Annotated in this window: 19 protein-coding genes, 1 other RNA gene and 2 pseudogenes; 9 read left to right on the top strand and 13 right to left on the bottom strand. The window is 52.5% G+C overall.

The genetic code is table 11. From position 1 onward, the window contains the following. Positions 1-202 precede the first annotated feature (202 nt). The 4 genes and pseudogenes from dnaK to dnaJ all read left to right on the top strand — a co-directional run bounded on the left by dnaK (position 203) and on the right by dnaJ (position 3,982). A complete protein-coding gene (gene dnaK, locus HPC37_RS01540; RefSeq protein WP_208121491.1) occupies positions 203-2,122 on the top strand; it encodes a molecular chaperone DnaK in 1,920 nt (639 codons plus the stop codon). 59 nt (positions 2,123-2,181) lie between these two features. Then, positions 2,182-2,565: an AraC family transcriptional regulator gene (locus HPC37_RS01535; RefSeq protein ID WP_208121490.1), complete on the top strand. Its 384-nt coding sequence runs from the start codon at positions 2,182-2,184 to the stop codon at positions 2,563-2,565. An 8-nt stretch (positions 2,566-2,573) separates the two neighbouring features. Continuing rightward, entirely contained in the window at positions 2,574-2,807 is a 234-nt protein-coding gene (locus HPC37_RS01530) for a DUF2798 domain-containing protein (protein ID WP_208121489.1), read from the top strand. 25 nt (positions 2,808-2,832) lie between these two features. Further along, positions 2,833-3,982, top strand: a pseudogene (gene dnaJ, locus HPC37_RS01525) (molecular chaperone DnaJ). A gap of 108 nt (positions 3,983-4,090) precedes the next feature. On the opposite strand, the gene rplS reads toward dnaJ, so the two are convergent. The 9 genes from rplS to HPC37_RS01480 form a co-directional block, all read right to left on the bottom strand. After that, positions 4,091-4,438, bottom strand: a complete 348-nt coding sequence (gene rplS, locus HPC37_RS01520; RefSeq protein ID WP_208121488.1) for a 50S ribosomal protein L19 — start codon at positions 4,436-4,438, stop codon at positions 4,091-4,093. A 34-nt stretch (positions 4,439-4,472) separates the two neighbouring features. Next, positions 4,473-5,207, bottom strand: a complete 735-nt coding sequence (trmD, locus tag HPC37_RS01515; protein ID WP_208121487.1) for a tRNA (guanosine(37)-N1)-methyltransferase TrmD — start codon at positions 5,205-5,207, stop codon at positions 4,473-4,475. A 16-nt stretch (positions 5,208-5,223) separates the two neighbouring features. Continuing rightward, positions 5,224-5,748: a ribosome maturation factor RimM gene (rimM, locus tag HPC37_RS01510; protein WP_208121486.1), complete on the bottom strand. Its 525-nt coding sequence runs from the start codon at positions 5,746-5,748 to the stop codon at positions 5,224-5,226. 17 nt (positions 5,749-5,765) lie between these two features. Then, on the bottom strand, positions 5,766-6,014 hold the full coding sequence (rpsP, locus tag HPC37_RS01505) for a 30S ribosomal protein S16 (protein WP_208118784.1): 249 nt from the start codon (positions 6,012-6,014) through the stop codon (positions 5,766-5,768). 164 nt (positions 6,015-6,178) lie between these two features. Further along, on the bottom strand, positions 6,179-7,543 hold the full coding sequence (locus tag HPC37_RS01500) for a sodium-dependent transporter (RefSeq protein ID WP_208121485.1): 1,365 nt from the start codon (positions 7,541-7,543) through the stop codon (positions 6,179-6,181). A 64-nt stretch (positions 7,544-7,607) separates the two neighbouring features. Continuing rightward, a complete protein-coding gene (locus HPC37_RS01495; RefSeq protein WP_208121484.1) occupies positions 7,608-8,834 on the bottom strand; it encodes an FAD-dependent monooxygenase in 1,227 nt (408 codons plus the stop codon). After that, on the bottom strand, positions 8,831-10,033 hold the full coding sequence (gene ubiH, locus HPC37_RS01490) for a 2-octaprenyl-6-methoxyphenyl hydroxylase (RefSeq protein WP_208121483.1): 1,203 nt from the start codon (positions 10,031-10,033) through the stop codon (positions 8,831-8,833). Before ubiH ends, HPC37_RS01495 begins: the two co-directional genes overlap by 4 nt. Next, positions 10,011-11,369 (bottom strand): Xaa-Pro aminopeptidase, encoded by a 1,359-nt coding sequence (pepP, locus tag HPC37_RS01485; protein WP_208121482.1) that lies wholly within the window; start codon positions 11,367-11,369, stop codon positions 10,011-10,013. The genes ubiH and pepP overlap by 23 nt, the downstream gene beginning before the upstream one ends. 10 nt (positions 11,370-11,379) lie before the next feature. After that, on the bottom strand, positions 11,380-11,934 hold the full coding sequence (locus HPC37_RS01480) for a UPF0149 family protein (protein WP_208121481.1): 555 nt from the start codon (positions 11,932-11,934) through the stop codon (positions 11,380-11,382). 128 nt (positions 11,935-12,062) lie between these two features. On the opposite strand from HPC37_RS01480, the gene HPC37_RS01475 reads away from it, so the two are divergent. The 3 genes from HPC37_RS01475 (at position 12,063) to HPC37_RS01465 (ending at position 13,209) form a co-directional block, all read left to right on the top strand. Next, positions 12,063-12,353 carry a cell division protein ZapA gene (locus HPC37_RS01475; protein ID WP_208121480.1) on the top strand — a complete coding sequence of 97 codons (291 nt, stop codon included), beginning with the start codon at positions 12,063-12,065 and terminating at the stop codon, positions 12,351-12,353. Between the two features lie 99 nt (positions 12,354-12,452). After that, positions 12,453-12,634: non-coding RNA, 6S RNA (gene ssrS / locus HPC37_RS01470), on the top strand. Positions 12,635-12,645: 11 nt separating this feature from the next. After that, complete coding sequence (locus tag HPC37_RS01465) at positions 12,646-13,209, top strand: 5-formyltetrahydrofolate cyclo-ligase (RefSeq protein ID WP_208121479.1); 564 nt, start codon at positions 12,646-12,648, stop codon at positions 13,207-13,209. Here HPC37_RS01465 and ligA read toward each other — a convergent pair. Together ligA and zipA are read right to left on the bottom strand one after the other, a co-directional pair. Continuing rightward, a pseudogene (ligA, locus tag HPC37_RS01460) lies at positions 13,206-15,214 on the bottom strand (NAD-dependent DNA ligase LigA). The gene HPC37_RS01465 and the pseudogene ligA overlap by 4 nt on opposite strands. A 41-nt stretch (positions 15,215-15,255) precedes the next feature. Next, positions 15,256-16,239 carry a cell division protein ZipA gene (zipA, locus tag HPC37_RS01455; RefSeq protein ID WP_208121478.1) on the bottom strand — a complete coding sequence of 328 codons (984 nt, stop codon included), beginning with the start codon at positions 16,237-16,239 and terminating at the stop codon, positions 15,256-15,258. 200 nt (positions 16,240-16,439) lie between these two features. On the opposite strand from zipA, the gene cysZ reads away from it, so the two are divergent. Then, positions 16,440-17,243: a sulfate transporter CysZ gene (gene cysZ / locus HPC37_RS01450; RefSeq protein ID WP_208121477.1), complete on the top strand. Its 804-nt coding sequence runs from the start codon at positions 16,440-16,442 to the stop codon at positions 17,241-17,243. Here cysZ and HPC37_RS01445 read toward each other — a convergent pair. Continuing rightward, positions 17,227-17,841, bottom strand: coding sequence for an NAD(P)-dependent oxidoreductase (locus HPC37_RS01445; protein ID WP_208121476.1), 615 nt, complete (start codon positions 17,839-17,841; stop codon positions 17,227-17,229). The two genes, cysZ and HPC37_RS01445, sit on opposite strands and share 17 nt — an antisense overlap. A gap of 1 nt (position 17,842) precedes the next feature. Then, complete coding sequence (gene hutW, locus HPC37_RS01440) at positions 17,843-19,657, bottom strand: heme anaerobic degradation radical SAM methyltransferase ChuW/HutW (RefSeq protein ID WP_208121475.1); 1,815 nt, start codon at positions 19,655-19,657, stop codon at positions 17,843-17,845. Between the two features lie 189 nt (positions 19,658-19,846). Here hutW and cysK point away from each other — a divergent pair, with 189 nt between their 5' ends. Beyond that, positions 19,847-20,785: a cysteine synthase A gene (gene cysK, locus HPC37_RS01435; protein WP_208121474.1), complete on the top strand. Its 939-nt coding sequence runs from the start codon at positions 19,847-19,849 to the stop codon at positions 20,783-20,785. Positions 20,786-20,976 lie beyond the last annotated feature (191 nt).

Here is a 20,976-nt window from a genome sequence, read left to right as displayed (position 1 = left end):
AAAGCACGCGCACACGCAAAAAATTTGCCCACGGCCTTGAAAATGAAATTTCAAGCCTCATTTATTAAGCATACCTTGGGCGCCTTGGGGCTTGAAAAAAATGTGGACTTTTTTGCACATGGCTATTGAAATCCAAAATCGTGTCCACATCTTATAAGCATCAAGCGCAAGCTTAACGAATCATTTATAGGAGAGAAGAATCATGGGAAAAATCATTGGGATTGACTTAGGGACAACCAATTCATGTGTGGCTGTGATGGACGGCGACAAAGTGCGTGTGATTGAAAACGCCGAAGGCGACCGCACCACACCGTCAATCATTGCCTACACGCAAGATAACGAAATTTTAGTCGGCCAACCGGCCAAACGCCAAGCGGTGACCAACCCGAAAAACACCGTGTTTGCGATTAAACGCTTAATCGGCCGTCGCTTTGAAGACGAAGAAGTGCAACGCGATGTCAGCATTATGCCGTTTAACATCGTGAAAGCCGACAACGGCGATGCTTGGGTGCAAGTGAAAGATAGCGAAAAACTCGCGCCACCACAAGTGTCTGCTGAAGTGTTGAAAAAAATGAAAAAAACCGCCGAAGATTTCTTGGGCGAAAAAGTGACCGAAGCGGTTATCACCGTGCCGGCGTACTTTAACGACGCGCAACGTCAAGCCACCAAAGATGCAGGCCGCATCGCAGGCTTGGAAGTTAAACGCATCATCAACGAACCAACTGCTGCAGCGCTGGCCTATGGTTTGGATAAAAACAAAGGCAACCACACCATTGCGGTTTACGACTTGGGTGGTGGTACATTTGACTTGTCCATCATTGAAATTGATGATGTAGACGGCGAAAAAACCTTTGAAGTGTTGGCGACCAACGGTGACACTCACTTAGGTGGTGAAGACTTTGACAACCGTGTGATCAACTACCTCGTTGATGAGTTCAAAAAAGAACAAAGCATCGACTTGCGCAACGATCCACTGGCGATGCAACGTTTGAAAGAAGCCGCTGAAAAAGCCAAAATCGAGCTGTCTTCTGCGCAACAAACTGACGTGAACTTGCCATACATCACCGCCGATGCAACCGGGCCAAAACACTTGAACATCAAGCTGACCCGCGCGAAACTGGAATCCCTCGTGGAAGATTTGGTACAACGTTCACTTGACCCAGTGCGCACCGCATTGAAAGACGCTGATTTGAGTGTGTCTGACATCAATGATGTGATTTTGGTTGGTGGTCAAACCCGTATGCCATTGGTGCAACAAAAAGTGGCTGAGTTCTTTGGCAAAGAGCCGCGTAAAGACGTCAACCCAGATGAAGCGGTGGCGATCGGTGCTGCGGTGCAAGGTGGTGTGTTGGCCGGCGACGTGAAAGACGTATTGTTGCTTGACGTGACCCCACTGTCATTGGGTATCGAAACCATGGGTGGCGTGATGACCGCCTTGATTGAGAAAAACACTACGATTCCAACTAAGAAATCGCAAGTGTTCTCAACTGCTGAAGACAACCAAAGTGCGGTAACCATTCACGTGTTGCAAGGTGAACGTAAACGTGCTGCCGATAACAAATCGCTTGGTCAATTTAACCTTGAAGGCATCAACCCAGCACCACGCGGCATGCCACAAATCGAGGTGACATTTGACATCGATGCCGACGGTATCATCCACGTGTCAGCCAAAGACAAAGGTACTGGCAAAGAGCAACAAATCACCATCAAAGCCTCATCTGGCTTGAGTGATGATGAAATTCAACAAATGGTGCGCGACGCCGAAGCTAACGCCGAAGCTGACCGCAAATTTGAAGAGCTGGTGCAAGCACGCAACCAAGCCGACCACTTGGTGCACGGCACACGCAAACAGTTGCAAGAAGCCGGCGATGGCTTGAGCGCTGATGACAAAGCCGCGATTGAAAAAGCCGCCAGCGAGCTGGAAACAGCCGCCAAAGGTGAAGACAAAGCGGAGATCGAAGCGAAAACACAAGCCCTTGTGCAAGCGTCCGAAAAACTGATTCAAGCCGCGCAAGCCAAAGCGCAAGCCGGCCAGCAACAACAAGCACAACAAGGCCAAAGCCAAAACAACGGCGGCGACGATGTGGTTGATGCTGAATTTGAAGAAGTGAAGGATAAATAATCTTCTTAATCATCAATCAAGGGCGTAGCGATACGCCCTTTTGTGCTATGTGAGGGCCTATGGCAACGCAATTTTACCCGATCGCCAAAGTGCGGTTAAACCGTGACAATTGGATTGATGCGCGCACCCAACTGTGGGCGCAAACCGCACTTTTGCCCGATCAAGATTATGTCGGCGTGTATTATCACTACAGTGAAGATGGCCACGAATGCGATTTCGCCATCGCCAGCACAACGCCAAATAGCGCAGAGCCCGTGGTGATTGAAGAACTCACATGGTATGACAAAACGCTCACCCATGAGGCTGACTTGGCGCAAACTTGGCAAAGCATCGCTCGCAAAGCACGCCAAGGCATGCTGCCACGCGCCCTGAGTGTGGATTTTGAAAAACGCTTGCCTGAGGGCAAAGTCGAGCTTTATATCGCAGTGCGACCGCATTGCTAAGGGGGCGCATGATTATTCATAAACGCTGGGAGCGCCTGGTGGTGACGGTGCTCACCGTGGTGATTTTATCGGGCATTATCTCGTTTGCGATGTTGGCGATTCAGGCCGGCTTTCAACCGCACTTTATTGCCCACTGGCTCAAGGCGTGGCTGATCGCTTTTTGCGTGGCATTGCCTGCGGTGTGGGTGGTGCCCGGTTTTGTCAAACGCGTGCTGGATAAAGCACCAATAGAATTTAAATAAGATTAACTCAACAAATGGTAAAAAAATGTCGAAACGTGATTATTATGAAATTTTAGGGGTTGAACGCAGCGCCGATGAAAAGGCGATCAAAAAAGCGTACAAACGCCTGGCGATGAAATATCACCCTGACCGTAATCCGGGCGACAAAGAAGCGGAAGCGAAGTTTAAAGAAGCGCAAGAAGCTTACGAAATCTTAACGGATAAACAAAAACGCGCCGCCTATGACCAATACGGCCACGCAGCCTTTGAACAAGGTGGCTTTGGTGGCGGTGCTGGCGGCTTTGGCGGCGGCTTTAGTGGCGCGGATTTTGGTGATATTTTCGGTGATATTTTCGGCGATATGTTCGGTGGCGGCGGCAGCCGTGGCGGACGGCGTGTGGTGCGTGGCGAGGATTTGCGCTATGACCTTGAAATCACGCTGGAAGAAGCAGTGAAAGGCACCACCAAAGATATCCGCATCAACACCCTAGCCGAATGTGACAAATGCCACGGCAGCGGCGCGGAAAAAGACTCCAAAGTCGAAACCTGCCCAACTTGTCATGGCAGCGGCCGCGTGCGCCGCCAACAAGGCTTTTTTTGTCACAGAACAAGTCTGCCCAACTTGCCACGGCACGGGCAAAAAAATCGAAAAACCGTGCTCAGCCTGCCACGGCGAAGGGCGCGTACACAAAGCGAAAAACTTGTCGGTCAAAATCCCAGCTGGGGTGGACACTGGCAACCAACTGCGCTTAAGTGGCGAGGGTGCCGCGGGCGAAAACGGGGCGCCGGCGGGGGATTTGTATGTGGTCATCCACGTCAAACCGCACCGCATTTTTGAGCGCGACGGCAGCAATCTCTACTGCGAAGTGCCAATCAGCTTCACCATGGCAGCTTTAGGCGGCGAGATTGAAGTGCCAACGCTGGACGGCCGCGTGAAACTCAAAATCCCGGCGGAAACCCAAACGGGCAAACTCTTTAGAATGCGTGGCAAAGGCGTGAAATCCGCCCGCAGCAACTACGCAGGCGATCTGATTTGCAAAGTGATTGTGGAAACGCCAGTCAAACTCAACGACGAGCAAAAAGACCTGCTCAAACAGCTGGAAAAAAGCCTCGACGGCACCAGCAAACACCGCCCCAAATCCTCAAGCTTTTTAGACGGCGTCAAAAAGTTCTTTGATGATTTAACCGGCAAATAAATAAAAACTGCACTTTGATATAAAGTGCGGTTTTTTATAAAGAAGTATTATTTAATCTATAACATAAAAAAAGGCTTGATTTCCCAAGCCTTTTTAGTGTGCGCGAGATTAGTTCAAGCGCTCTTTAATACGGGCTGATTTACCGCTGCGTTCACGCAAGTAGTAAAGTTTGGCTTGACGAACCGCACCTTTACGTTTCACGCTAATGCTGTCAATCACAGGGGAGTGAGTTTGGAACGTACGTTCAACGCCCACACCGTTAGAGATTTTGCGCAGGGTAAATGCTGAATGCAAGCCGCGGTTACGAATTGCGATAACCACGCCTTCGAACGCTTGCAAACGTCTTTTACTACCTTCAACTACCCATACCTTCACTTCCAATGTGTCACCAGGACGGAAGCTTGGTACGTCTTTTTTCAATTGTTCTTCTTCAAGTTGTTTAATAATGTTACTCATAATAAATACCTTTATTCCTAGATGTAACTGAATCTTACTTTTGCTGCTTGATTTGCTCGAGCAGCACGCTTTGTTCGTCAGTCAGAGCTAGGCCTTCTAATAGCTCAGGGCGACGGGTCAACGTGCGGTGCAATGACTGTTTTAATCGCCATTTGCGAATTTCCGCATGGTTTCCCGACAATAACACCTCCGGCACGGCCACACCGTCTAGCACTTCAGGGCGGGTGTAGTGTGGGCAATCGAGCAAGCCTTGTGCGAAGGAATCTTCCTCGCGCGAGGCTTGTTTGCCTAGCACACCAGGCACGAACCGGGCAACGGCATCAATTAATGTCATTGCAGGCAGTTCGCCACCTGTGAGGACATAGTCCCCAATCGACCACTCTTCATCGATTTCCGCGTCAATCACGCGTTCATCAATGCCTTCGTAGCGCCCGCACACCAAAATCATTTTCTGATTTTGTGACAGCTGCTCAACGCCGCGTTGGTCGAGTTTGCGCCCCTGTGGTGAGAGGTAAATCACTTTCACGCCCTCACCGGCGGCTTGTTTGGCTGCATGAATGGCATCACGCAGAGGTTGCACCATCATCAACATTCCAGGGCCACCGCCGTAGGGGCGATCGTCCACGGTGGAATGTTTGTCAAAGGTGAAATCCCGCGGATTCCAACACTGCACCTCAAGCAAATGATGTTTAACCGCTCGGCCTGTTACGCCATAGTCTGTGATTGCGTGAAACATCTCGGGAAATAACGTAATAATTCCGATCCACATCGCTCACAGCCTGAGGTTAGAAACCAGCGTCCCAATCCACCTCAATTGTTTTGGTGGTGAGATCGACTCTTTTAACTACTGTTTGTTCAAGATACGGGATTAACCGCTCTTGTTTGTCGAAAGCATCGTTTACGTTGGCTTTAACCACAAAAACATCGTTGGAGCCTGTTTCCATCATCGCGGTCACACAGCCAAGCTGATAGCCTTGCAGGTTGACCATTTGACAGCCGATCAAATCGTGCCAGTAGTAACCTTCCTCCAATGGCGGGAAGTTATCTGCATCAACACCAATTTGTGCGTTTGTCAAACGTTGTGCCGTTTCACGATCGTCAATGCCTTTGAGTTTCACAATCAGATCGTTTTTATGATAGCGCCAGCTTTCCAGCTCTGTGGGCTGCCATGTCCCTTGGATTAACAAATGCCAAGGTTGGTAATCAAAAATGCTTTCAATCTGTTCGGTGGACGAATAAAGGCGCAGCCATCCACGGATGCCGTAAGTCGAACCAAGTTTGCCTACGGTGGTGATGTTTTGCTTATTCATTGCCACGCTCTATACGATTAAGCTGCTTGTTGAGCTTCTTTAATCAAGGTTGCAACACGTTCTGACACAGTTGCACCTTTTTCTTGCCACGCGTTGATGCGCTCAAGATCGATACGCAAACGTTCTGCTTTACCGGCTGCTAATGGATTGAAAAATCCAACGCGCTCGATAAAACGACCGTCACGTGGGCAGCGGCTATCCGCTACAACTACTTGATAAAATGGGCGTTTTTTTGCTCCGCCACGAGATAAACGAATGGTTACCATAGCGTCCTCTAAGTTGATAGTAAAATAAAAACCCTTATTTCGAAGGTAAGGGCAACACGCTTTTCGCACGAATAAAGATACGAAAAGCTGTCAGATTTTACTCTTTTTGGGCAAAATTGCAAGTTTTAAAGGGTAAAGTGCGGTTGGCGACCGCACTTTTATTGTTAAAAGAGATTGCTGATGAAAATCAGCAAAATCACCAGTGGCACGATGAATTTGACGTAATGAAACCACAGATTGGCAAAGCGAGAGGTGGCCGGCAGGCGCAGCTCGGCTTTGGCTTCATTGCCAATCACAAAGCCGACAAACAGCGCGCAGCCAAGTGCGGTGAGCATAAACAAGATGTTGCCGCTGAGATAATCAAAGGCATCAAAAATGGTGTTGCCGAAAATATGAATATGCTGCCACGGGCCGTAGCTGAGGATTGAAGGAATATTGCCGGCGATAAACACGCCGCCGAGCACAAACAAAATCGCCAAGCGGCGGTTGATTTTGGTTTTTTCTTGCAAGGCGGTGATCATCACCTCATAAATCGTCAGTGAAGTGGTGAGCGCGGCAATCAGCAGCAGTGAGAAGAAAATCACGGCAAAAAAGGTGCTGGCCCACATATTGGAAAAGACAATCGGCAAGCTTTGGAACACCAGCGTTGGGCCTGAGTTGGGCGCCACACCAAAGGTGAACAGTGATGGAAAGATCATAAAGCCCGCCAGCACCGCAATCAAGGTGTTGACAATGCCCGTGATGACCGCTGTTTGCACTAAATTTTCGCCTTTGTCGAGGTAGCTTGACAGCGTGATAATTACCCCAAAGCCAAGGCTTAAAGCAAAAAAGACTTGCCCGAGCACGAACACAAACAGTTTGGGCGTGATTTTGGAAAAATCGGGCTCAAGATAAAAGCGGATGCCCTCCCACGCGCCAGGCAGCGTGATGTTGCGCACCACCATGCACAGCAAAAAGATAAACAGCAGCGGCATGAGGTATTTCACCGATTTTTCGATCCCGTCAATCACGCCTTTGACCAAAATAATGTAATTGATGAGCACAAACAAAAAGGTGTAAAGCGTAATCGCCCACGGGCTTTGGGTGATGCTTTGCTCAAAAAAAGCGCTGGTTTGCGCCGCACTCACGGGCGCGGAGAGGTCGAGCTGCCCGTCAATCAGGCTGACGATGTAGTTGATCACCCAACCGCCGAGCACCATGTAATAGGCCATGATGCAAAATGCCCCCACCATGCCCATCAAGCCCACCACGCGCCAAAAGTGCGGTATGCGCTTGCCGTTGGCAGTGCCTGAGAAGGCGTCGATGGCGTTGACACGAATGCGCCGGCCGATGACATTTTCCACCAAAATCATCGGGATGCCGATCACGATCATCGCGATGCAAAATAAAAACACATAAGCGCCGCCGCCATTTTGCCCCACCAAATACGGGAAGCGCCAAGTGGCACCAAAGCCGACAGTGGCGCCCGCGACGGTTAAAATGTAGGTGAGTTTGCTTGACCAAGTTTGTCGTTGTTGTTGTGTTGTCATGGGGTAATCTCAAAAGCGCCCTTAAAAAAGGGCGTAAAAAATCAATCAAAAACCAAAAGTGCGGTTAGTCAAAAAGCAATGCATCCACAGGCATCGCTGAAATCATCTCTGGCAAGTCGCCGGCCAGCCCAAGCGCGTGCTGCATTAATTGGTGTTTCACAAATGGCAGGCGATCGGTGGCGTTCATGCCAACACCGCGCAGCAGCTGCAACACAGGGTTCGCTTGGTTAAATAGCGATTTAAAGCCCTGCATCGCCAGCAGCAATTGAGCGGCCTCCGCCTTGCGCCAGCGCTCAAAGTGGCGCAAATTCGCCTGCTGGCCAATATCGCGCTGGGCTTTGAGATAGGCGTTAATCTCTTGCGCCAGTGCCACTGCGTCCATAAAGCCGAGGTTGACGCCCAAGCCCGCCAGTGGGTGAATGGTATGCGCCGCATCACCAATCAATGCCACGCGGTTGGCCACAAAGCTGCGGGCAAAGCGTGCAGTGAGTGCAATAGCGCGGCGGGCGCTGACCACCTCACATCGGCCTAAGCAGGCGTCGCTCGCCACGGTCAAGGCCTTGTTGAACTCGCTGTCGCTGAGTGCTAAGCGTTCATCGGCCGCATCGGGTGGCTGCGACCACACAATCGAACACAAGTGCGGTTGGTGCAGTGGCAGCAAGGCGAGGATGCTGTCGTGGCTAAATAATTGCCGCGCACAGTGCTCATGGGGCAGCTCGGTGTGAATGTTGCACACCAGCGCGTGATGTTGGTAATCACGGAAATTGAGCGGAATATTGCATTGCCGGCGCACCCACGAGTTGGCCCCGTCAGCGCCAACCACCAGTTTAGCGAGCAAAATCTCGTCGTTGTCAACGTGCGCCACTGCGCCTTGCTCGCTGATGTGCAAGCTTTTCAACGCGCGTGGGATTATGCGGACATTGCGCTGCTGTGTCACTTTCTGCCACAGATGGTGGCGGATGACGTCGTTTTCAACAATATGGCCAAGTTGGTCGAGCCCAAACTCGGCGGCGTTGAACTGAATTTTGGCGAAGCTGTCTTTTTCCCACACCGCCATGCGCTGGTAGCCACAGCTGCGGTGGTCGCGGATGGCGTGCCACAGGCCAAAATGGTGGAGCATTTTTTGGCTGGCGAGGTTTAAGGCGCTGACGCGAAAGCCCACCTCGTCAAGGGTATCTTCAGGTGGGTGAGGCTCGATGATGGCGATGTTGACCGCACTTTGCCCAAGGCAAGCGGCGAGCGCTAAGCCCACCATGCCGCCACCGACGATAATGATATCGACATTTTTCATGATGCCCACCCCAATGTTGGTTTAATAAAATGTTGGCGCAAAGTGCGGTTGCACGCCAGCCAGCCTAGCCCCAGATTGCGCCCCACGGCAAACGGCAGCAGCGGGTTGGCAAAAATGCTCACCAAACTGTCCGTCAGCTGCATGATGCGCGTTTTGTCATTTTCTCGCGCACGGGCGTAGTCACTTAATAGCGCGCTGGCGCCGAGGTCTTGCCCTTGCGCGTGCGCCTGGCCCAGCATGACGGCGAGGGTGGCAATATCGCGCAGGCCTAAATTAAATCCTTGGCCGGCAATCGGGTGCAAAGTTTGCGCTGCGTTGCCCACCAGCACCAAGCGTTGCGCGTGCAGTAGCTGCGCTTTTTGCAGTTTTAACGGATAACAAAAACGCGGGCTGACATGCTCGAGTTTGCCCAGCCGCCAACCAAAGGCGCGTTGCAGCTCGGATAAAAAGTGCGGTTCGCTGGCCGCCATCAGTGCTTCAGCGCGCGCTTGGCGCTCACACCACACCAGCGACATCACGTTGTCGTGCATCGGCAGCAGCGCCACCGGCCCATTGGCGGTGAAGCGCTCAAAGGCGCGATGCTGGTGGGGCAGTTCGGTTTTGACATTGGCGATGACCGCACTTTGACCGTAGTCGCTGAGTGTTTCAAGCCCAATGCCTGCCGCGCGCGCGGTGCGTGAGTGCGTGCCGTCGGCGGCAACCAGTAATTGGCTGTCAAGTTGCGACCCATCAGTTAGCGTGACCTGCACGCTGTCAGCTAAGTAATCAACGCGTTCAACGCTAGCCGGTGCGAGGTAGTCAATGTTCTCTTGCGCATTGATAAAGCGCATCAGCACCTCACCCATGCGTGCCAGCGGCACCACCGCGCCGAGTGCGCGCAGGTTGAGTTTGGCGGCCTCAAGCGTGACCATGCCGCTGTGGCCTTGGTCTGAAATATGAATCTGTTCAATCCCGCAAAGATCGCCGCGCACGGCACCGAGCAGCGAGCATTGTGCGCCGCGCACGCGGTTGAGCAGCTGCATAGAGCCGTGAGAGAGCGCAATGCAGCGCGCATCAAAGCCGCCATCGTGGTGGGCTTTTGGCAAATGTTGCTCCACCACCGCCACGCGCAATTTGGCTTGCGCGAGCATCAAGGCCAGTGTGGCGCCACTCATGGCACCACCGATGATCACGACATCATAGTGTTGGCTGTTGCGCATCGCTAGTCTCCGCTGATTGCATTAAACGCTCAATGTCATCAGCTTCTTTTGGCACCGCAGCAGTCAAAATTTTGTTGCCCGTTTCGGTGATCAAAATGTTATCTTCAATGCGCACCCCAATGCCTTTATATTGCGCTGGGATGTCGAGTTTTTCACTCAAATAAAGCCCCGGCTCAACGGTCAGCACCATGTTGGGTTCAAAAGTGCGGTCGCGCTCGCAGCCATAGTCGCCCACATCGTGCACATCGAGCCCCAGCCAGTGGCCGAGCCCGTGCATATAAAACGGCAAATAGGCTTTCTCTTCAATCAGCTGCTCCACCTCACCTTGAATAATGCCCAGCTCAATCAGGCCTGAGAGCATAATGCGCAGCACTTCAAGGTTGGCTTGTTTGATGCTGTTGCCTGGCACATAAAGCTCGATGGCGCGTTTTTCTGCGCGTAGCACAATGTCATAAATGGCGCGCTGCTCTGGGCTAAAGCGCCCGTTGACCGGGAACGTGCGGCTGATGTCGCCGGCATACATGGCAAATTCGGCACCGGCGTCAATCATCACCAAATCGCCGTCGCGCAGCGGGCTTTCGTTTTCGGTGTAATGCAAAATGCAGGCGTTTTCACCGCTGGCCACAATGCTGTTATAAGACGGAAAGCGTGCGCCAAAGCGGGTGAATTCGTGCAGCAACTCGCTTTCTAACTCGTATTCAAAGCGATTGGCGCGCGCGGCTTTCATCGCACGAATATGCCCAAGTGCGGTGATTTGGCCAGCTTGTTGCATCAGCGCAATTTCAGCAGGTGATTTAAACAGCCGCATCTCATCCACCAACGGCCGCCAGTCAATCAGTGTCGCGGGCGCTTTCAGCCCTTGGCGCGCGTGCTCACGCAGGTGGCGCAGGGCCGCGTGTGTGATGTCATCACCCCAAGGTTGCAAGTCTGGCGCGTGATAAAGTGCGGTTGCCCCCGAGAGCAATTTTGGCAGCTGTGTGGCGATCTCATCGATTGAAAAGGCGTTATCGATTAAAAGCTTGCCAGGCGCGTTATCCACTCCTAAACGCCGCCCGTTCCAGGTTTCCATCAGCGGGTCAGACGGGCGCAAAAAGACCGTGGCAGTCGTGGTGTCGTCGTGGCGTTGAATCAACAGCGCGCTGTCGGGCTCGTTGAAGCCGGTGAGATACCAAAAATAGCTGTCTTGCCGGAAGGGATAGGTGTTGGAATTGTTGCGACGCTGCTCTTGATTACTGAAAACAAGCAGTGCGCTGTGGTTTTGCAATTGTGCGCCAAGCCTAACTCGGCGCTGTTGAAACTCAGTCACATCAATGGCTGATTTATAACTTAAGTCCATAATTTAAGCCTTAGTGAACCACCTTTTGTGTGGTGTCGTCACTGTGATAGCAGTCATAGAAAAAGGCCACCAGCTCGCGCAGGTAGTTTTCGACATTGGTCATGATCATCTCAACTTCTTCTTCAGGGTCTGCTTCTGGGTAAACCTCGGTGCCAGCAATTTGGGCAAGGTCTTGCAGCGCGTTTTGAATCGGCTCGCCATGCATGGCGAGATCGCGCTGGGCAAAGCCGATGCCAAGCAAAAAGGTGGCCGACCAAGCAAATGTGGAGCGTGCACGAACATAGGCATCACCCGGTTTTAGCCACAATTGGAACTCCTCAAAGGGCTTGTTGGCTATCTCTTCGCGAATGTGGGCGAGCATGCGCAGTACTTGCTGCATCACAAACTTCGGCATGCCATTGCCACTGCCGTTGCTGTACATTTGCGCGACCAGCGGCTCAAATTGCTCTTTAAAATCGCCGCACACAAGGCCGGATAAAAAGCCGTGCAATTCTGCAGGGCTGACTTCAATATTATTTTTGCTTAATTCTTGCTCAAGGCTAAGGTATTCTTTATCGGTGAGCATAATTTCCCCTTTTCTGTTAAAGCTTTAGTGTACCATTGTCGGCGCAAAGGGCCAAAAAAAATTGCCTAAATTCTGTAACTCTGTGGCATAATAAAGCCAATACGTTATTTGCCAGCGACGGAGCCTTTATGTCGGAAAATATTGAGTTGCATCTTTTTGGTCAAGTATTACGCCTCAACTGCCCGCAAGACAAACAAGCCGCCTTGCGGGAGTCAGCCCAGCGCTTGGATGAGCGCGTGGCGGAGTTTAAAGAACGCACCGGCATTTTGCAGCTTGACCGCGTATTGTCGATTGTGGCGCTGAATTTGAGCTTTGAGCTTGATCAAGAAAAGCAAAAAAATGCCGAGCAGCAGGTGATTTTCTCCAAGCTTGAGCAATTTGATGCCAATTTGAACCAAGCGCTGGCAAAACTTGATTGAGATCAGAATCTCGTTCGATTTTGCTGTGAAATTAAGCAACTCGTTGAATAACACTTGCCTAAGACTAGACATTTGGGCTAACTTCGTTAGTATAGTGATTAACACCTGGGGTGTGCGTCAGTGGATTAAGTCCCTGAGCCGATACTTACAAACCTTAGAGTCTGTCTCTCATCGCTGGTGAGCATGCTCAGCTTGCTGAGAAGCCTAAAAGCGGTACGACCGACTCCCTTGAACCGATGGGTTCAAGGACCGAACATCCACAACGGCATCTCGGGTTTTCTAAATTGTGTGCATGAAAAAACAACAACGCCAACAACTGCGTCGCGATATGCGACAACAACGTCTTTCTTTATCCATTCTTGAACAAATTCAAGCCGAACAAGCTTTGTGCCAGCAGGCGCTGGATTTTGTCAAACAACACAACGCGCAAACGGTGGCGCTTTATCTTGATTTTGACGGTGAAGTGCCAACCGCACTTTTAATTGATGCGCTGCTCAAACGTGATGTCACCGTGTGCCTGCCGCGGCTTGATGCTGAGCGAAAAGGGCATTTGCAGTTTTTCAAACTCACGCGCCAAAGCCAGCTGGTGACCAACCGCTTTGGCATTTTAGAGCCGGCGTTTGATGAAACCACCCACGTGCCACTTGAGGCGATTGATGTGTTGTTCACCCCGATTGTGGCGTTTGACAAGCAAGGCAATCGCCTCGGCATGGGCGGCGGGTTTTATGACCGCACTTTGCAAAACTGGCAAGCCAAAGGCTTTTTGCCGGTGGGCATTGCTCACCGTTGCCAGCGCGTGGACGCCCTGCCAGTTGAGGCGTGGGACGTGCCACTGGCGCACATGATCGTGGTTTAAGCGTTTTCAACCAAGGCTAAAAAGTCCGCCTCGCTTAAAATTGTCACGCCCAAGCTTTCCGCCTTGGTAAGCTTGGAGCCTGCCTTTTCGCCAGCAATTAAAAAGTCTGTTTTGGCTGAAATGCTGCCGCTGACTTTCGCGCCCAAGCTTTGTAACAAGGCTTTGGCTTGATCGCGCGTCATTTGGCTCAAGGTGCCGGTGAGCACCGCACTTTTGCCATTGAAGGGGTTGTCCGACACCGCTTTTTCTTCAATTTCCGGCCAGTGAATCCCTTGCGCGAGCAAGTCATCCACCACCGCCACGTTATGCGGCTCTTGCCAGAACAACACAATGCGTTTGGCTACCACCTCACCGATGTCAGGCACGGCTTTGAGTTGCTCTTCGTTGGCGGTGCGAATGGCCTCTAAACTTTTGAAATAATTCGCCAAATTCAGTGCGGTCGCCTCCCCCACATCGCGAATGCCGAGGGCGAAAATAAAGCGCGCTAAGGTGGTGAATTTGGCTTTTTCCAGGCTATCCAGGGCATTTTGCGCCGATTTTTCCCCCATGCGCTCAAGGCGCATCAGCGTGGTTTTATCCAACCGAAACAGATCCGCAGGTGTGTGGATGAGCTCTTTGGCCATCAATTGTTCGATCAACTTCTCGCCCACGCCGTCGATGTCCATCGCCTTGCGCGAGACAAAATGCTTCAGCGCCTCTTTGCGCTGCGCATCACAAATCAGCCCGCCTGTGCAGCGCGCCACCGCCTCACCGTCAATGCGCACAATGGCCGAGCCACACACAGGGCAGTGGCTTGGAAAGACAATCGCACGCGCATCAGCAGGGCGGTTTTCCGCCACGATTCCCGTAATTTGCGGGATCACATCGCCCGCACGGCGGACAATCACGGTATCACCAATGGCCAGGCCAAGGCGGGCAATTTCATCACCGTTGTGCAAGGTGGCGTTGCTGACAGTCACGCCGGCGACAAACACTGGCTCCAGCTTGGCGACAGGAGTGATCGCACCTGTGCGACCGACTTGAAACTCCACATCATTGAGCACGGTCAGCTGTTCTTGCGCGGGGAATTTATAAGCAATCGCCCAGCGCGGTGCGCGCGCGACAAAGCCAAGCTGTTCTTGCAGCGCGATGCTGTTGATTTTCAATACTGTGCCGTCAATGTCGTAGCCCAATTGCTCGCGCTTTTCGCCGATGTCGCGATAAAACGCCAGCACCTCGTCCGTGCCGGTGCACAGGCGAATTTCCTGATTGACAGGAATGCCGAAATTTTTCAGCCATTGCAAGCGGGCGTAGTGCGTATCCGGCAGGGCGACACCGTCAAACGCGCCAATGCCGTAGGCGTTGAAATGCAAATGGCGCTGGCGGGTGATTTTCGGGTCAAGCTGACGCAGGGAGCCGGCGGCGGCATTGCGCGGGTTGGCAAACGGCTTTTGACCGTGTTGCAGCGCGTGTTCGTTGAGCCGCTCAAAGCCTTTGTGGGGCATAAACACCTCGCCACGCACCTCAAGGCGGGTGGAATTTGGCTGCCTAAAAGCTGCAACGGAATGCTGCGAATAGTGCGGATATTCGCGGTGATGTCCTCTCCTGTGGTGCCGTCCCCGCGGGTGGCGGCTTGCACCAGCTGGCCGTTTTCATACAAAATGCTCACCGCCAAGCCATCAAGCTTGGGCTCACAGCAAAAAGTCAACGTGCGGTCATCGCCTAAGCGCTCGCGCACGCGGTTAACAAAGGCAAAAAACTCGTCGTCTGAAAAGGCGTTATCCAACGAGAGCATCGGGATCTCGTGGCGAATTTGCTGAAACCCAGCCAGCGGCTTGGCGCCCACGCGCTGGGTGGGGGAGTCTGGCGTGACAAGCTCCGGGTGCTTGGCTTCCAGCGCTTTGAGCTGGTTCATTAATTTGTCGTATTCGCTATCGGGCACGCTCGGGGCGTCAAGCACGTGGTATTCGTATTCATACTGGCGCAGCGTTTGGCGCAAGTGGGCGAGTTGGGATTCAATGGTCATAAAGCTTCCAGAAAAAACCGCACGTTAAAGTGCGGTCTAGGTTATTGCAACATGGCGAGGTAGTCCGCTTTGGATTGTTCGTTAAACGGCGTGCGATGCACGTCGAGCACCTCACCATTGAGATCGTCAGAGAGTGTTTTCACGCTATGGAGCAGCAGGCGGAAATTGGCTAAATTGTTGCCGTGAGTTGGCAATGTCATAAACACAATCAAGCCCTGCGAGGTAGCATCGGCAATGGTGGCCATGTCAAAAATTCCAGGCTTGTACATATGCGCGGCACTGAACAAAATCGGGCTGGTGGTGTCTTGCAGCTGGAAGTGGCGGTGGAACAATTGCCCTTCACCATAGCTAAAGCCCAAACTTTCAAGGGATTGCACAATCTCCAAGCCTTTGAACGCGCCGGCTTTGGGCACCACATAAAAAATAATGGTGTCACTCGGGGCGGATTTTTTCTCCGCTTTCGGAGCTTCGGCTTTTATCTCGTTTTCAGGCGCTTTAGGTGCCGGCGGCTCTTGAATAGTCACGGCGCTCTCTTGTGGCTGCAACTCATCAATTTTTGGCAACTGCGCGGCCCGCTCAGCCAGCGCGGCGCGATCTTCCGGCGCGGTGATGGTGATGCCATGCTCACGGTCGGCTTGTTGCTCAATTTCAGCCACACTTTTGTGCAGCAAACTTGAGCGCGATAGGCTCGCTTTCGGCTCAGCGGGTGCGCTGCTGGCGTTAGTGTTATGCCCCGGCAGCGTGATGCGGATGTTGTCCACCTCTTCGGCTACACTCATCGGCTCACGCGCGGCAGGCTCGGGAGCGGGCGCATTGGTTGCACCGGCAGGTGGCACAGACGCGGCAGACGCTTGAGGTGTTTCAATGTCTAAAATATCGTTGTTGGCCACGCGAGAATCATAGGTGAAGGTTTTGGCGGATTTAAACAGTTGCGATTTTTCACGCCGACTCGACCACAGCCCATGAATGAGCAACACAGCAACAATCAGTACGATAAAAACGATTAAAATAATATGTAAATCCATTTTGCACCTATTTATGTACACCCTGAGAGGATTTGCCGCACTGCCGCACGCTCACGGCACAGCAACACGTGGGAATTAGCTTACCACATTTTTTGCCCGTGGACTACGCAGTTAGCAGAATTTGCCCGCCAGCGCACAAAATTTGCATTCTCCTTGGTGCTGCCTTATAGTGAGCCCATTTTCGATCAACAGAGAACGCTATGTTTACCTCAGACTACAAACAAGGACTCGATTATTTTTTGCAAGGCTGGCGGCTGATTACCCAAAAGGGGCTGCGCCGCTTTGTGGTGATGCCGATTGTGATCAACATCGTGCTGCTGATTGCCATTTTTTGGCTAATGATGGGCCAAGTCGGCCACTTTGCCGCCTGGGCGGTGAGTTTTGTGCCTGACTGGCTTGATTGGCTCAGCTATGTGATTTATGCCCTGGCGGTGATCACGCTGTTGGTGATTTATTTCTTTATTTTCAACCTGTTGGCAGGGTTTATCGCCGCGCCCTTTAACGGCATGTTGGCGGAAAAAGTGGAGATTATGCTCACCGGTGAAAAGCTCAATGACGCCGGCATGCTCGATTTGGTCAAAGACACGCCGCGGATTGTCAAACGCGAGTGGCAAAAGTTTGTCTACTCCTTCCCAAAATTTTTAGGCTTGTTTGCGCTGAGCTTTGTCCCTGGCATTGGGCAAACGGTTATTCCGCCGCTGTTTTTCCTTTATGGTGCGTGGATGGCGGCGATTCAGTACTGCGATTACCCGTTTGATAACCACAAAATCGCCTTTATGAAAATGCGCTACCAACTCGGCGAAAAACGCGCCCTCAACCTCACCTTTGGCGGGCTGGTGTCGCTGTGTACCTTTGTGCCGTTTTTGAATTTTATTATTATCCCGGTAGCGGTGTGTGGCGCGACCGCACTTTGGGTTGACCACTACCGCCCACTGTTGTTAAGCGAGCAAAAAACACAAAGTGCGGTTGCTACATCGCCGCGCGATATTACGCCTTCGCGCTAACCACGCTGACGCACTGGTGGCGAGCGCCTTGCGCAATCAGTGTGGCAATGGCGCGTGCGACACTTTGCCGGCTGACATAAACACTGTGTTGCGCCGGCAGCTCGCAGGCCAACTCCACGGCGTGTGCCATGCCATCGGTCAGGCCACCTGGGCGGACAATCAGCCAGTTCAGCGCGCTGGCTTTGAGGTGATCTTCCGCCGCGGTTTTGGCGGTGATCGCCTCACCTAAAGCCTGCTGAAAGCGCTCGCTCATCATCGCCCATTGCTCACCACAGCCCACGCTGGTCACCAGCACCAAGGTGGCGTTGGGTGCGTGTTTGGCCACGGCATCGATAATATTGATATTCCCCACGCCATCACTGCGCACGCCATCGGCGTTTTTGCCACCTACAGTTGAAATCACCACCGTTGGCTGCACGGCGCGGACAACCGCCTCACACTGCGCTTTGTCCAGCACATCAGCCTGCACGATTGGGATCGCGTTTTGAGTGAAAAAATCATCACGCGGTGCGCTGCGCACCGCGGCGGTGAGCGGTGCGGTGAGTGCGTCGCACAACGCACGCCCGAGTTTGCCATTGGCGCCAAAAATGAGAATCATATCACGCTCCTTGCATCAACTCGCGAAACGCTTCAAGTTGCGCGGCTTTAAGCTCGCCGTTGGCCTCGCGGCCGGCAAAAATTTTGAACATCGCCTCACCTTGGCGATTGATAAAGGTCAGCGCCACTGTGCGTTTGCCCATAAACGGGCGGTCGAGGAGATAAATCGCGGCGCAATTTTCATAGCGCAAATGCCCGTGCAGCGCGCCCTTGGCACGTTGGTCAAAGTTGTAAAAACCGCGGGCAATTTTGCCCATCGGCAATTTGCCTGTCACCTCGGCAATGGCATCGGGCGTGTGCACAATAAAAGTCACGTCATCCTCCCAGCCTGCAATGGCTTGCAGAATTTCCACCATCCGCTCGCCGCGGGTTTTCATCACCATCTCTGGTGGCAGGCAGGCGATGACCTCTTCAAGGCTACATTGATTCATGCCCGCGAGCATTTCCAAAATTTGCCCAGGGTTGGCCTTAAGATTATCGCAAAGTGCGGTTTTTTGTGCGTCGGTTAACGGCTGTTTCATGTTGGTATCCTTAGTCGGCTCAGGCAACGTGAGCATGAGTTTACGAATCAATGTGGGCGACCAATAGCGCCCGCTGGTGTTAAGCGTGATGTGCGCCTCTTTGCGCGTTAACAATCCTTGTTGCTGCCAACGAGTAAGCAGCTGCTGCGCTTGTGGGTTGTCGGCAAATAAATTGGCGTCTAAGTAGCCCAGCTCTAAGCTGTGCTGCACTTGCCCGAGCAGCGTTTTGTGTGCGCTGTGCTGACTGAAATACGACAGCGGCGCGCTGTCGGTTGGGCTTGATAAATACTGCGTCAAATCGCTTTCAACTTGGTAGCGATATTCCCCCAAATTGCCACCCGCGCCGGAGCCAAAAGCCAAGCACGGCAGGTTGGATTTCACCAGCGTGTTGTAGCGATTGCGCTCGCCGCGGCTTGGGTAGGCAAAGTGGTTGTTGCTCACCTGCTGCCAGCCCGCTGCGCCAAGTTGCTGGGCGGCATAGGCATACTGCAGGCTTTGCTCGGCAAAGCTGGCAGGCGCTGGCAAGGTGCCGTGCTCAATCAGGCGGTTGATCGGCAAATGGGCGTAATTATTAAAAGCATAAATATCCAGCCCTGCGATGGGCAGCGCGGCGGCGATGGCAATATCACGCGCCCAAATCTCATCCGTTTGGCTCGGCAGGCCAAAAATCAAATCCGCCACCACCACGGCGTTTAATTCGCTCAAGGCGCTGAGGTAGTCCACCGCCTGCTCGCCACTGTGCTTGCGCCCGAGACGTTTGCGCAGCGGGGTATGGAAGGTTTGCACCCCAATAGAAATGCGATTGGCGCCAGCGTCAATGCAGGCGCGGGCTTTATCAAGCTCAAAGTGGCTGATGCGCCCTTCAATGGTGAACTCGCAGTCCTCGCTTAAGGGCAAATAGTCATAACAGGCGCGGATTAAGCGCACCAAATCGGCGGTGTGCAGCGCTGTTGGCGTGCCGCCACCAAAATAGACCGCGCGGACCTGCCCGTTGTCTTCACGCAGGCGAGCTTCGTATTTGAGTTGCTCGATGACGCGGTCGGTGTAAACCGCACTTTGGTCATCTTGCCAGCGGTTGCGATAAAACCCGCAAAAAACGCAGTGGCTGGCGCAAAAAGGGATGTGCAAATAGGCCAGCGCATCACCGCGGATGGCATGCACCATGCCTTGGCGCCACAATGCAGGCCACTGGTCACGCGCCACCGCCTGCCCGCCCCAAATCGGCATTAACGCCTGCCGCTCAGGGAAGGCGTGAGGTGCGGCTTGTTGTGCCGTGTAGTCAAGTGTGTTGATCATCGTTGTCTTCGGTTGTTGATGAGAGCCACGTTATACCAAATTGCCGCAAAGTGCGGTTTGACCAAAATCAAATAATAATGATTTTCAATTCTATTTGATTAATAACCAACAGTTATAAGATATAACCACAAGCAGTTGAGCAAAGCCCAAGTGCGGTGTATCCTCAAGGTACAACCATAGGAGATGAGTATGATTTTTGAAGACAATTCACAAACCATCGGGCACACCCCACTGGTGCGCTTGAAACACTTCGGCCACAACGGCAATTTGCTGGTGAAAATTGAATCCCGCAACCCAAGCTTCAGCGTGAAATGCCGCATCGGCGCCAACATGGTGTGGCAGGCTGAAAAAGACGGCATTTTGAGCCAAGGCAAAGAAATTGTGGACGCCACCAGCGGCAACACCGGCATTGCGCTGGCCTATGTGGCAGCGGCGCGCGGCTACCCAATCACTTTGACAATGCCTGAGAGCATGAGTGAAGAGCGCAAACGCCTGCTTAAAGGCTTGGGTGTGAATTTGGTGCTGACCGAGGCGGCCAAAGGCATGAAAGGCGCGATTGAAAAAGCGCAAGAAATCGCCAGTTCCGATGCGCGCTTTGTGCAGTTAAAACAATTTGAAAACCCTGCCAACCCAGCCATTCACCAGCAAACCACTGGCCCTGAAATTTGGCACGACAGTGAAGGCAAAATTGATGTGTTGGTGGCAGGCGTGGGCACTGGCGGCACCATCACCGGCATCAGCCGCGCGATTAAGCAAGATTTCGGCAAAGCGATTGTATCCGTTGCTGTTGAACCAAAAGAATCGCCGGTTATCACCCAGACGTTAAACGGTGACGAGGTCAAACCTGGCCCGCATAAAATTCAAGGCATTGGTGCTGGCTTCATCCCGAAAAACTTGGATTTGGATTTGATCGACCGTGTTGAGCAAGTCGACAGCGACACCGCACTGGCCACCGCGCGCAAACTCATGGCGCAAGAGGGCATTTTGGCCGGTATTTCATCCGGTGCGGCGGTGGCGGCGGCAGATCGCTTGGCAAAACTGCCGGAATTTGCCGACAAAGTGATTGTGGCGGTGTTGCCATCGGCATCAGAGCGCTACTTGAGTACTGCACTTTTTGAGGGGATTTAACCCCTCTTTGCAGGCAATAAAAAACCCGCCAATTGGCGGGTTTTGTTTGTGATTAACTTAGTTAATGTATTGCGTTACGCTGATGGCAGTCACACCCAAAGTGAGGGTAAAGGCAACTGCTAATGATGCGATTTGCGCAAAAATAGTTTTTGTTTCTTAGCCATAATGTACCTCTTTCGTTTGTTGAGGCC

This window comes from Spirabiliibacterium mucosae, assembly GCF_014884965.1.
Lineage (GTDB): Bacteria > Pseudomonadota > Gammaproteobacteria > Enterobacterales > Pasteurellaceae > Spirabiliibacterium > Spirabiliibacterium mucosae.
The sequence above is the reverse complement of the archived record's forward strand: the minus strand, read 5'-3'. Positions and strand labels throughout refer to the sequence as shown.